14 protein-coding genes are annotated in these 10919 nt (G+C 65.3%); 9 read left to right on the forward strand and 5 right to left on the reverse strand.

Annotation, left to right across the window (positions count from 1 at the left end; translation table 11 throughout):
* Genes AT700_RS23510 through yacG form a run of 4 tightly spaced genes read left to right on the forward strand, consistent with a single transcriptional unit; the run spans position 1 to position 2896 of the window.
* Complete coding sequence (locus AT700_RS23510; RefSeq protein ID WP_003107299.1) at positions 1–1218, forward strand: type II secretion system F family protein; 1218 nt, start codon at positions 1–3, stop codon at positions 1216–1218.
* Positions 1219–2091, forward strand: a complete 873-nt coding sequence (gene pilD, locus AT700_RS23515) for a type IV prepilin peptidase/methyltransferase PilD (protein WP_003107301.1) — start codon at positions 1219–1221, stop codon at positions 2089–2091.
* Positions 2088–2699: a dephospho-CoA kinase gene (gene coaE / locus AT700_RS23520; RefSeq protein WP_003094654.1), complete on the forward strand. Its 612-nt coding sequence runs from the start codon at positions 2088–2090 to the stop codon at positions 2697–2699. The genes pilD and coaE overlap by 4 nt, the downstream gene beginning before the upstream one ends.
* Positions 2696–2896: a DNA gyrase inhibitor YacG gene (gene yacG / locus AT700_RS23525; protein WP_003094656.1), complete on the forward strand. Its 201-nt coding sequence runs from the start codon at positions 2696–2698 to the stop codon at positions 2894–2896. The genes coaE and yacG overlap by 4 nt, the downstream gene beginning before the upstream one ends.
* A 36-nt stretch (positions 2897–2932) precedes the next feature.
* Here yacG and AT700_RS23530 read toward each other — a convergent pair whose 3' ends face one another.
* The 4 genes from AT700_RS23530 to AT700_RS23545 all read right to left on the reverse strand — a co-directional run bounded on the left by AT700_RS23530 (position 2933) and on the right by AT700_RS23545 (position 4826).
* The gene (locus AT700_RS23530; RefSeq protein WP_003094660.1) at positions 2933–3142 is read right to left on the reverse strand and encodes a hypothetical protein; all 210 of its coding nucleotides are present in this window, start codon (positions 3140–3142) and stop codon (positions 2933–2935) included.
* A 105-nt stretch (positions 3143–3247) separates the two neighbouring features.
* A complete protein-coding gene (locus tag AT700_RS23535) occupies positions 3248–3937 on the reverse strand; it encodes an energy-coupling factor ABC transporter permease (RefSeq protein ID WP_003103868.1) in 690 nt (229 codons plus the stop codon).
* On the reverse strand, positions 3934–4404 hold the full coding sequence (locus AT700_RS23540; protein WP_003103866.1) for a hypothetical protein: 471 nt from the start codon (positions 4402–4404) through the stop codon (positions 3934–3936). Before AT700_RS23540 ends, AT700_RS23535 begins: the two co-directional genes overlap by 4 nt.
* The gene (locus tag AT700_RS23545) at positions 4401–4826 is read right to left on the reverse strand and encodes a GNAT family N-acetyltransferase (RefSeq protein WP_003103865.1); all 426 of its coding nucleotides are present in this window, start codon (positions 4824–4826) and stop codon (positions 4401–4403) included. The genes AT700_RS23540 and AT700_RS23545 overlap by 4 nt, the downstream gene beginning before the upstream one ends.
* A gap of 132 nt (positions 4827–4958) precedes the next feature.
* On the opposite strand from AT700_RS23545, the gene AT700_RS23550 reads away from it, so the two are divergent.
* From AT700_RS23550 to AT700_RS23565, 4 genes are all read left to right on the forward strand, one after another.
* Positions 4959–5588: a DUF1780 domain-containing protein gene (locus tag AT700_RS23550; protein WP_003094668.1), complete on the forward strand. Its 630-nt coding sequence runs from the start codon at positions 4959–4961 to the stop codon at positions 5586–5588.
* Complete coding sequence (locus tag AT700_RS23555) at positions 5585–6034, forward strand: MOSC domain-containing protein (RefSeq protein ID WP_003094670.1); 450 nt, start codon at positions 5585–5587, stop codon at positions 6032–6034. The genes AT700_RS23550 and AT700_RS23555 overlap by 4 nt, the downstream gene beginning before the upstream one ends.
* A 25-nt stretch (positions 6035–6059) precedes the next feature.
* Complete coding sequence (locus AT700_RS23560) at positions 6060–6230, forward strand: DUF3094 family protein (protein ID WP_003094672.1); 171 nt, start codon at positions 6060–6062, stop codon at positions 6228–6230.
* A 63-nt stretch (positions 6231–6293) separates the two neighbouring features.
* Positions 6294–7601 carry an NAD(P)/FAD-dependent oxidoreductase gene (locus AT700_RS23565; protein WP_003112837.1) on the forward strand — a complete coding sequence of 436 codons (1308 nt, stop codon included), beginning with the start codon at positions 6294–6296 and terminating at the stop codon, positions 7599–7601.
* Between the two features lie 39 nt (positions 7602–7640).
* Here AT700_RS23565 and zapE read toward each other — a convergent pair whose 3' ends face one another.
* The gene (zapE, locus tag AT700_RS23570) at positions 7641–8699 is read right to left on the reverse strand and encodes a cell division protein ZapE (protein ID WP_023082644.1); all 1059 of its coding nucleotides are present in this window, start codon (positions 8697–8699) and stop codon (positions 7641–7643) included.
* A 581-nt stretch (positions 8700–9280) separates the two neighbouring features.
* Between zapE and AT700_RS23575 the strand changes: the two genes are divergently transcribed.
* Positions 9281–10918: a ShlB/FhaC/HecB family hemolysin secretion/activation protein gene (locus AT700_RS23575; RefSeq protein WP_010895677.1), complete on the forward strand. Its 1638-nt coding sequence runs from the start codon at positions 9281–9283 to the stop codon at positions 10916–10918.
* Position 10919 lies beyond the last annotated feature (1 nt).

Below are 10919 nucleotides of genomic sequence, written 5' to 3' on the forward strand. Positions count from 1 at the left end.
ATGGCGGACAAAGCGTTAAAGACCAGTGTCTTCGTATGGGAAGGCACTGACAAGAAAGGCACCAAGGTCAAGGGCGAGCTGTCCAGCCAGAACCCGACCCTGGTCAAGGCGCAACTGCGCAAGCAGGGCATCACGCCGGTCAAGGTCCGCAAGAAAGGCATCTCCCTGCTGGGGGCGGGGAAGAAGATCAAGCCTATGGACATCGCCCTGTTCACCCGCCAGATGTCCACCATGATGGCCGCCGGCGTGCCGCTGCTGCAGTCGTTCGACATCATCAGCGAAGGCTTCGACAATCCGAACATGCGCAAGCTGGTGGAGGAGATCAAGCAGGAAGTCGCCGGCGGCAACAGCCTGGCCAACTCGCTGCGCAAGAAGCCGCAGTACTTCGACTCGCTCTACTGCAACCTGGTGGACGCCGGCGAACAATCCGGCGCCCTGGAAACCCTGCTCGACCGGGTCGCCACCTACAAGGAAAAGACCGAGGCGCTGAAGGCCAAGATCAAGAAGGCCATGACCTACCCGATCGCGGTGATCGTCGTCGCCATCATCGTTTCGGCGATCCTACTGATCAAGGTGGTGCCGCAGTTCCAGTCGGTGTTCGAGGGCTTCGGCGCCGAACTGCCAGCCTTCACCATGATGGTCATCAACATTTCCAACGTACTCCAGGAATGGTGGCTCCTGGTACTGCTGATGATGGGCGGCGCCGGCTTCCTGCTGAACCACGCCTACAAGCGTTCGGAGAAGTTCCGCGACGCCACCGACCGCACGGTACTGAAGCTGCCTATCGTCGGCGCCATCCTCTACAAATCCGCCGTGGCACGCTACGCGCGGACGCTGTCGACCACCTTCGCCGCCGGCGTGCCATTGGTGGAAGCCCTCGACTCGGTTTCCGGCGCCACCGGCAACGTGGTGTTCAGGGACGCGGTGGGCAAGATCAAGCAGGACGTGTCCACCGGCATGCAGCTGAACTTCTCCATGCGCACCACCAACATCTTCCCCAGCATGGCCATCCAGATGACCGCCATCGGCGAGGAGTCGGGCGCGCTGGACGACATGCTGGCCAAGGTCGCTGGCTTCTACGAGCAGGAAGTGGATAATGCCGTGGACAACCTGACCGCCCTGATGGAACCGATGATCATGGCGGTCCTCGGGGTCCTGGTCGGTGGCCTGATCATCGCCATGTACCTGCCGATCTTCCAGCTGGGCAACGTCGTCTAAATGACCCTCCTCGACTACCTGGCCAGCCATCCGCTGGCCTTTGTCTTGTGCACCATCCTCCTCGGCCTGCTGGTCGGCAGCTTCCTCAACGTCGTCGTGCATCGCCTGCCGAAGATGATGGAGCGCAACTGGAAGGCCGAAGCCCGCGAAGCGCTCGGGCTGGAGCCGGAACCCAAGCAGGCGACCTACAACCTGGTGCTGCCGAATTCGGCGTGCCCGCGCTGCGGCCACGAGATCCGCCCCTGGGAAAACATCCCGCTGGTCAGCTACCTGGCGCTGGGCGGCAAGTGCTCGTCCTGCAAGGCCGCCATCGGCAAACGCTACCCCCTGGTGGAACTGGCCACCGCGCTGCTTTCCGGCTACGTCGCCTGGCATTTCGGCTTCACCTGGCAGGCGGGCGCGATGCTCCTGCTGACCTGGGGTCTGCTGGCGATGAGCCTGATCGATGCCGATCACCAACTGCTGCCGGACGTGCTGGTGCTGCCGCTGCTCTGGCTGGGCCTGATCGCCAACCATTTCGGCCTCTTCGCCAGCCTCGACGATGCGCTGTTCGGCGCGGTGTTCGGCTACCTGAGCCTGTGGTCGGTGTTCTGGCTGTTCAAGCTGGTGACCGGCAAGGAGGGCATGGGCTACGGCGACTTCAAGCTGCTGGCCATGCTCGGTGCCTGGGGCGGCTGGCAGATCCTGCCGCTGACCATCCTGCTGTCGTCGCTGGTCGGGGCGATCCTCGGGGTGATCATGCTGCGCCTGCGCAACGCCGAAAGCGGCACGCCGATCCCCTTCGGTCCCTATCTGGCGATTGCCGGGTGGATTGCTTTGCTCTGGGGTGATCAAATAACCCGGACCTATCTGCAATTCGCCGGATTCAAATGACCCAACCCTGGATACTAGGCCTCACGGGCGGTATCGGCAGCGGCAAGAGCGCAGCCGCCGAGCATTTCATTTCCCTCGGCGTCCACCTGGTGGACGCCGACCATGCCGCCCGCTGGGTGGTGGAGCCGGGGCGTCCGGCCCTGGCGAAGATCGTCGAACGCTTCGGCGACGGCATTCTCCTGCCCGATGGCCAGCTCGACCGCGCCGCCTTGCGCGAGCGGATCTTCCAGGCGCCGGAGGAACGGCGCTGGCTGGAGCAATTGCTGCACCCGCTGATCGGCGCGGAGATCGTCCAGTACCTGGCCAGGGCCGAATCACCCTACGCTATCCTGGTCTCGCCGCTACTGGTGGAGTCCGGCCAGCGCCAGATGACCCAGCGCGTGCTGGTGGTGGATACCCCGGAACATCTGCAACTACAGCGCACCATGCTTCGCGACAAGGTCTCCGAGGAGCAGGTGCGCTCGATCCTCCAGGCCCAGGCCCGGCGCGACGAGCGCTTGAAGCACGCCGACGACGTGCTGGTCAACGACGGCGACCTGTCCCACCTGCAGCGTGAAGTCGAACGACTGCACGCCTTCTACCTGACCTTGCGAGGAGGCCGAGCATGAGCCAGCCCCTGACCGTGGAGTGCCCGACCTGCGGCGCGCCCGTCGAATGGAAAAGCGACAACAAGTACCGCCCCTTCTGCTCCGACCGCTGCAAGCTGATCGATCTCGGCGCCTGGGCCGCCGAGGAACATGCGATCCCCGGCGACACCCTGGAAGACGATATCTTCTCCGCCGACCTGCCACCTCGCGAGCATTGAACGCAACGGGCCAGCCAATCCGGCTGGCCCGTTCCTTCAGGGACGCATGAAAGCGTAGTCGCGCTGGTCGTCGAGATTCTCCGCAAGAAATTGCAGTTCGCTGGCCAGGTCGCCAGCATCGCGCTCCGCCCGGTTCAGTTCGACGATTGCGCTGAGCAACGCGCGCAGGCGCATTGCCCGGTCCGCCTCGTCACTCTTCGACAGCAACTCTCGCAGGCCCTCTCGGGCCCATTCATGGACACCCATGTTCCGCTCCTCACCTGGGAAAACGGCAGGATCGCGGCCAGCTTCGTCCGAAACACTGACGCAAGTCAGCCGCCGCCCGCCATGAACCTGGCGAATGACTGGTCATCAGGGCTTGCGCTCTTCGTCCTTCCAGGGCGCCTGCAGGTAGCGCGTGCGATTGAAGGTTTCCAGCCACTCCGGGTAGTAGACCACCAGGCCGGTGATCACCGTGCCGTTGATGAAGGCCTCGGGGAACATGATCAGCCACAGGTAACCAGCGAAGTCCTCCAGCCAGGGCGGCATCGGGAAAAGGCCGTCGATCCAGACCACGCCAAGGCCGAGCAGCAGGACCACCACCGCGGTGAGGGCCGCCGGGAAGAAACCGCAGCAGAAGATGTAGACGAACAGGTTGCGCGGCTGGCGCTTTTCCACGAACAACGCCGCCAGCTCCGCGATCAGCGCGGGGATCGCCACCAGCAGCACGCCGTTGACGCCGATCGCCAGCCAATCCTGGCGGCCGAGCAGGCACAAGCCCAGTTGCGCCACCAGCCCCACCACGATCGCCAGCGGCCAGTCGAGCAGCAAGGTGACGGCGGTCATACCGATGAAATGGAAGGACAGTCCCGACTCGAAGTCCCGGCGCACCAGCCAGAGCAGGAACAGCCCGAGCATGGTACCGAACACCAGGTGCTGGCGGCGGGTATCGCTGACCAGCTCGACCCAGGGCGCGCGCCAGGCGGCGAGCAGCAGCACCGGCGCATAGATGGCCCAGCCCAGTTCCAGGCTTTCCGCCGACAGCAATTCGGCAGCGATCACGGCTGCAGTTGTTCCAGGGCGATGCGCAGGGCCACCGGCGAATCCAACTGGCGGGTTTCCAACACGCGGCGCTGCTCCAGCCTGACCCAGAGGACCTTGCCCTCGTCCGAGGCATAGCGAGAAGCGATGGCCGCGTCGCGATCGAGCAGCACCGGATAACTGTAGTCACGCATGGCCGGCACCGCGAAAAGCCGGGAAATCAGCGCCGGCATGCGGCTGATGTCCGCCAGGAACAGCGCGTGGCGTGCCTCCAGGTAGCCCTTTGGGCGTTCCGCCAGCGCCGCCTTGACCAGCTTCGAGCCGTCCATGTCCCGCGCCACCAGCAGGACCCGGGTGGAGTCGTCCAGCGAGTGCGCCTTTTCGAACTGGTCCTGCAACGTCCAGGGCTCCAGGGTGGAGCCCTTCTCCACGGCCAGCGCCAGGCCGGGCAGCAGCATGGCCAGCAGAACCCAATGCAGTCGTTTCACGCGTGTCCCTCCCGAGTGGAAAATACCTGGATGTCCTTGCGCCGCTCCCAGTCCGACTGGGCTCGCCAGAATGCCTGTGCCTCCTCGGCGGCATCCAGGACGAAGACATGGGATTTGCCGATCCCCTCCCTCGCCAGGCGTGCCAACACCTCGTCGAGCATCCGCCGCGCCAGCCCCAGCCCTCGATAACCGGGATCGACCACCAGGTGCTGGAGGTAACCACGGCGACCGTCATGCCCGGCCATCAGGCAGGCGATCACCTCCCCTTCGGTTTCGACCAGCAGGCTCAGCCCGGGGTTGCGTTGAAGGTAGGCGAGGAAGAAGGGATAGGCGTCCTCCGCACGGAGGCGGATACCTGGCGTTCGCGACCATAGCGCGAAGAGTGCCGGGTGATCGGCGGCGATGACGCTGCGAAGTTGCATCGGAACGGCTCCGGCCCAAGGGGAACGGCAGTGTACACCGAGCCTCGCCGCTGGCGCGCTCCGGGACGGATTGTCGCAGCCGGAACGCCTGCGGGCTGGAAAGCGGGCCCGCCGGCAGACTAAGCTGAGCCCATGAACGAAGCGGATTATCTGCGCCTGCTCACCCGTCAGGCCGAACAAGCCAACGACTTCCTCTCCAACGCACGTAAATGGGACCGCGAGCGCTGGGTCTGCCAGCGCTTCCTCGAAGCCCTCAACGTGCCCTATCGCCAGGAGGATTTCGCCGCCCCCGGGGAACAGCCGCCGGACGTCCTGTTCAAGGGTGCCGGCTTCGAGGTGTTCTTCGTCCTCGATGAAGGTCGCCGGCTGAACGAGGAGTGGCGCGAGGAACTGACCCGTCGCCGCCAGGCCGTCAGCCTGCGCCAACTGATCCGCCGCGAAGAGCGGCCACAACGGATCGCCGCCGCCGAGCTGCAGGCACGGCTGGCGCCAACCCTGCGCAAGAAGGCGCACAACTATAGCGAGCGCGGCATCGACCACGGCGAACTGGACCTGCTGGCCTTCGTCAACCTGAAGCGCGCGGTGCCCGATTTCAATACGCCCTTCCCGCCGCCCACCGAATACCTGCGCCAAGGCTGGCGCTCGCTGTCGATGGTCGGTCCGACCTTTGCCCGGGTGCTCTTCGCTCACTCCGGCGCCCCCGAATTCCTGCGCGCCAACCTCGGCCGCAGCATCCTGTTCGACGCCGGGGTAGGCCTGTGAGCGAAGGGCGGGTGAAGTGGATCGGCGTGCGCTCCGGCAGCCGCGCGCCGATCCAGGAACTGGAGGCGGTGGAGGCACGGCGCGGCCTGGGACTGACGGGCGACCACCCGCACCCGCCGCGCCAGGTCACCCTGGTGCAATGGGAACACATCGAGGCCCTCGGTACCCTGCTGGGCAGGCCGCTGTTGCCCAACGAGATGCGCCGCAACATCGCCGTCGCCGGCATCAACCTGCTCAGCCTGAAGGACCGTCGCTTCCGCCTCGGCGGCGCGCTGCTGGAAACCACTGGCTGGTACCAACCCTGCGGACGCCTGGAAAAGCACATCGACCACCGCACGCTGAAAAGCGTGCGCGAACAGGGCGGCATCACCGCGCGGGTGATCGGCAGCGGAGTGATCCGCCTCGACGATCCGCTGGTGATCGAGCCCCCTGTCTGTCTAGAATGACCGACATCGAAAACGGAGGCCTGCCATGTCCAGCCGACTGAGCCCCGAAGACCAGCAGAAGGTCGAGCAGTACCTCGCCTCGCCGCTGCACCAGGTCGAGCGTGCGCCGTTCCGCCCGTGGTTCCTGATGTTCGTCCTGCTCGCCGTGGTCATCGGCCTGGGCCTGCTCAGCCGCCTCCTCAGCTACCTGGCCTGAGTCGTCCGGTCGAGCCACGCTCCCGACGACCGCCTCACGGAATTCCCACTATGAGATATCCACATGTCCCATCGCATCGTGATCGTCGGCGGCGGCGCCGGCGGGCTGGAGCTCGCCACCCGTCTCGGCCGCACCCTGGGTAAACGCGGCAAGGCCCAGGTCACCCTGGTCGACGCCAACCTCACCCACATCTGGAAACCCCTGCTGCACGAAGTCGCCGCCGGCTCGCTCAACTCCTCCGAGGACGAGCTGAACTACGTCGCCCAGGCGAAGTGGAACCACTTCGAATTCCAGCTCGGCCGCATGCAGGGCCTGGATCGCGCCGGCAAGCGGGTCCGCCTGGCCGCACTGGTGGACGAGAATGGCGTTGAACTGGTTCCCGAGCGCGACATCGCCTACGACACCCTGGTGATCGCCGTCGGCAGCACCACCAACGACTTCGGCACCGAGGGCGCTGCGGAACACTGCATTTTCCTCGATACCCGCGCCCAGGCCGAACGCTTCCATCGCCAACTGCTCGGCCAGTACCTGCGTGCGCATACCGGGCACGACGCGAACAACAACGCAGTGAGTATCGCCATCATCGGCGCCGGCGCCACCGGCGTCGAACTGGCTGCGGAACTGCACCACGCCGCGCAGATGCTGGCCGCCTACGGGCTCGACCGGATCCGCCCGGAAGACCTGCACATCAGCCTGGTCGAAGCCGGCCCGCGGGTGCTGCCGGCGCTGCCCGAGCGTATCAGCCAGCCGGTACACCAGACCCTGAGCAAGCTCGGCGTACGGGTGATGACCGGCTCCGCGGTGAGCAAGGTAGATGCGGACGGCCTCTGGACCGGCGACGGCGAATTCGTCCCGGCGACGCTCAAGGTGTGGGCGGCGGGCATCCGGGCTCCGGCCTTCCTCAAGGAACTCGACGGCCTGGAAAGCAACCGTATCAACCAACTGGTGGTCCGCCCGACCCTGCAGACCACCCGCGACGACGACATCTTCGCCTTCGGCGACTGCGCCGCCTGTCCCCAGCCGGCGCAACCGGGAGAGCAACCGCGCAACGTGCCGCCACGCGCCCAGGCCGCGCACCAGCAGGCCTCGCTGCTGGTGAAATCGCTACGTGCCCGTCTCGAAGGCAAGCCGCTGGGCGAATATCACTACCGCGACTACGGTTCGCTGATCTCGCTGTCGCGCTTCAGCGCGGTCGGCAACCTGATGGGCAATCTGATGGGTAGCGTCATGCTCGAAGGCTGGCTGGCGCGGATGTTCTACGTATCGCTATACCGCATGCACCAGATGGCGTTGTACGGTCCGCTGCGCACCGCGATGCTGATGCTTAGCGGCCGCCTGCGCAGCACCGAGCCACGCCTCAAGCTGCACTGAGCCATTACGCCCCGTTTGCCGTCGGCGCGGGGCGTTCCTTCAACAGCGAAGCTGGCGCAACTGCGCCAGCCGACTGGCGGTACGCTGCATGTCCGCAGGCAGGTCGCTGCCCTCGACCAGGTCCGGCAGCGCCTTTTCGGCACTCAGGAAAAAACGCCGGTCATTGTCGTAAAGGACGTCGACGAGATTGATGAAGCGCTGCTGGGCGGCGACCGAACAGCGCGCCATCGGCGGTACGCCCTCCAGCACCCAGGTAGAGAAGCGTTCGCCGAGGGCAAGGTAGTCCATCACCGCGGTTGGCGCCTCGCAAAGGTCGGCGAAGGCGAACCACACCAGGTCGCCGCACACCGCGCGCGCCTGCAACGTCCTCGCGCCGCTTTGCAGGGTCACGCGTTGCGAGGGTTCGGGCGCGGACAAGCCCAGCTCGTCCAGGCAAGCGCATGAGGCTGGCCAGCAATACCCGCCGCTGGCATAACCGGAAGCGATCTCCTGCCGCGGCGAAATCGTCCGGTAGTCCCGGGCGCCGGCTACTTCCAGCACTTCCATGCGCGTCTCGATCAACCGGATCGCCGGCAGGAAGCGTTCGTGGTAGAGCGGATTGGGCAGCAGTTGCCGCGGCGCGTAGTTGGAGGTGCAGACCAGGGTGATCTTCCTGCGGAACAGCTCCCTGAACAGGCGTGTTATCAGCATCGCGTCGCCAATGTCGTGGACATGGAATTCGTCGAAGCAAAGCAGCCGGCAATCTCCTAGCAGTTCGTCGAGCGCACCGCCCAGGGCATCGGGCCGCCCCTGGCGGCGGAACATACCGTCATGAAGCCGGCGAAAGAACGCATGGAAATGCGTCCGGCGCAGGCCCTGCAAATCGGCGCTGCGAAAGAAGCCATCCATCAGCCAGCTCTTGCCGCGCCCGACCGGCCCCCACAGGTAGAGGCTGCGCGGCGCTTGCCGGAATAGCGACGGACCTCGACGCAAGCGCTCCGCCAATCGATCGAGATGAAGAATGGCATTGCCCTGGGCTGCGTCCAGCACATAGCCGCGCCGTTGCGCCTCTTGGTGGAAATAGCGGGCTACGGGCGTTGTGGGCTTGGTGCCGGTCATGGGTGAACGCCACGAAAAAGAACCGAAAAGACACACTCCGTTGATGCTCAGCCTGAGAGGGCCCTTAAACCGAGAACGGCATTCTAGCGCTGCGTCCTGCCCATGCTCCAGCCGCCAGACCGAACGGCGGGCGATAGTCGGACAGGCCCTTTGATCATGACCGCCACGGTCGCGATACGGAATCGCGCTCAGCCGCTACTTCCGCCCCACTGTTTCCGCCGCTTCCGCTGCCGAGCCCATTATCACCGGAGTTTTTCCTACAGCAGTCCTCCCAGTCCCCTACGAAAACCAAGAAGTTCTACCGGCCAAAGCCAGAAAACTACGATTGTCGCCGTTTCAGCCTCGCCTCAGGCTATCGCCCACTCGATTCTCCGCCTTGAAACCGATCGTTCTGCACATGCCTGCGGATATCGGCTTCTTTTCTCTGCAAGAACCGCGCTCCGGGCCGATTGACCATGCATCCAGCTTTTCCGCGTAACCAGGCTAGCCTTTCTTTCCCACCTCCCTCTCCAAAACCTTCCGGCAGTTCCACTTCGATTGTTCCATCCCTCAGGGCCGGACCGCTGCTCCGTACGGGCCTCATGGGAATGGCCATGTTGTCGTCCTGCCTTGCCAATGCCGCCCCGGATGCGGGGCAGGCGCTGCGTGACGTGGAAAGCCGACGCCTGAACCTGCCCGCGCCGGTGGAACTGGACGCCGAGCGCCCCAGCCCCGAGGACGGCGTATCACGGGCTGCCGAAGAGGGCGGCCCGACGGTGCTGGTCAAGCGCTTCCAACTCAGCGGCAACAGGCAGTTCGACGATCGACGCCTGCTGGCGCTCCTGCACGACCTGCCGGGCCAGGAACTCAATCTGAGCCAATTGCACGCCGCCGCCGCCCGCATCGGCGATTTCTATCAGGAAAAGGGATATGTGCTGGCGCGCGCCTTCCTCCCGGCACAGGAAATCCAGGATGGAACGGTACGCATCGAAGTGCTCGAGGGACGCTACGGCAGGATCGAACTGCACAACACGTCCCGAACGCTGGACCGCGTTCTACTCCGCCCCTTGAGCGCACTCGAACGAGATACCGCGGTCCAGGGCTCGGAGCTGGAGCGTGCGCTTCTGCTCCTGAGCGACATTCCCGGCCTCCAGGCCAAAGGCACCCTGCTGCCGGGCCAGGCGCAGGGAACCACGGACTTGCGCGTCGAGGCCCGCCCCGGCCCGCTGGTCGGCGGCAGGCTGGAGGCAGACAACTATGGCGGCCGCTACATGGGGGAATATCGCCTGGGAACCACCCTCGACTTCAACAGCCCGCTGCGACTGGGCGACCAGGCGAGACTGAGCCTGCTGGGCAGCGACCGGCACCAACGCTACTACCGTGCAGCCTATCAACTGCCCCTTGGTTCCCGAGGCACGCGCATCGGACTGGCCCACGCCGAGACGACCTATCGACTGGTACGCGATTTCTCGCGCCTGGACGCCCATGGCCGGGCCATTACCGACAGTCTGTTCGTCAGCCAGCCCCTGCTGCGTAGCCGCAGCTTAAGCCTGTCCACCCAGTTGCAATATGAAAACAAGCGACTTCGCGATGACCAGGAGCGTACCGGGAGGCATAGCCGCAAGGAGATCCGCCTGTGGACCGCCAGCATCAGCGGAAACGCCCAGGACCGCTTGTTCGGCGGTGGACAGAGCGGCTTCTCGCTGGCCTATGCCCACGGCCAGCTCGCCATCGACTCCGGCGAAGAGCGGCTGCTGGACCGCTACACCATCGGTACCGCCGGCAGCTTCGACAAGATCATGCTCAACGCCGTACGCCTGCAGCACCTGGGCGACCGCCTGCAGTTGTTCGCCCAACTCAACGCCCAGTGGAGCGGCGGCAACCTCGACAGCGCGGAACAGTTCGACATGGGCGGCCCCTACGGCGTTCGGGCGTTCCCCCTGGGCAGCTACAAGGGCTACGGCGACGAAGGCTGGCAAGCCAGTGCGGAGCTGCGCTACAGCCTGGCTCCGGGCTGGCAGCTGAGTTCGTTCGTCGACCAGGGCGCGGTGAAATTCCTCAAGCACCCCAACACCACGGAAGGCAATCGCAACCGCATGGCCGCCGTCGGCAGCGGCGCAACCTGGTACGGAACGGATCACCAGGTCAGCCTGACCGCCGCCTGGCCCCTGAGCCAGGAAAACAACATCGAGCCCGAGCGCACTCCCCGGCTGTGGTTGCAAGCGACCCGCTACTTCTGAG

It is taken from the genome of Pseudomonas aeruginosa, from assembly GCF_001457615.1.
GTDB lineage: Bacteria > Pseudomonadota > Gammaproteobacteria > Pseudomonadales > Pseudomonadaceae > Pseudomonas > Pseudomonas aeruginosa.

What these genes read in the sequence shown, in the direction of transcription:
- coaE (WP_003094654.1), top strand. Translation starts at nt 2,088, where the DNA reads ATGACCCAACCCTGGATACTAGGCCTCACGGGCGGTATCGGCAGCGGC.
- AT700_RS23550 (WP_003094668.1), top strand. Translation starts at nt 4,959, where the DNA reads ATGAACGAAGCGGATTATCTGCGCCTGCTCACCCGTCAGGCCGAACAA.
- zapE (WP_023082644.1), bottom strand. Translation starts at nt 8,699, where the DNA reads ATGACCGGCACCAAGCCCACAACGCCCGTAGCCCGCTATTTCCACCAA.
- AT700_RS23560 (WP_003094672.1), top strand. Translation starts at nt 6,060, where the DNA reads ATGTCCAGCCGACTGAGCCCCGAAGACCAGCAGAAGGTCGAGCAGTAC.
- yacG (WP_003094656.1), top strand. Translation starts at nt 2,696, where the DNA reads ATGAGCCAGCCCCTGACCGTGGAGTGCCCGACCTGCGGCGCGCCCGTC.
- AT700_RS23545 (WP_003103865.1), bottom strand. Translation starts at nt 4,826, where the DNA reads ATGCAACTTCGCAGCGTCATCGCCGCCGATCACCCGGCACTCTTCGCG.
- AT700_RS23510 (WP_003107299.1), top strand. Translation starts at nt 1, where the DNA reads ATGGCGGACAAAGCGTTAAAGACCAGTGTCTTCGTATGGGAAGGCACT.
- AT700_RS23575 (WP_010895677.1), top strand. Translation starts at nt 9,281, where the DNA reads ATGGGAATGGCCATGTTGTCGTCCTGCCTTGCCAATGCCGCCCCGGAT.
- pilD (WP_003107301.1), top strand. Translation starts at nt 1,219, where the DNA reads ATGACCCTCCTCGACTACCTGGCCAGCCATCCGCTGGCCTTTGTCTTG.
- AT700_RS23530 (WP_003094660.1), bottom strand. Translation starts at nt 3,142, where the DNA reads ATGGGTGTCCATGAATGGGCCCGAGAGGGCCTGCGAGAGTTGCTGTCG.
- AT700_RS23565 (WP_003112837.1), top strand. Translation starts at nt 6,294, where the DNA reads ATGTCCCATCGCATCGTGATCGTCGGCGGCGGCGCCGGCGGGCTGGAG.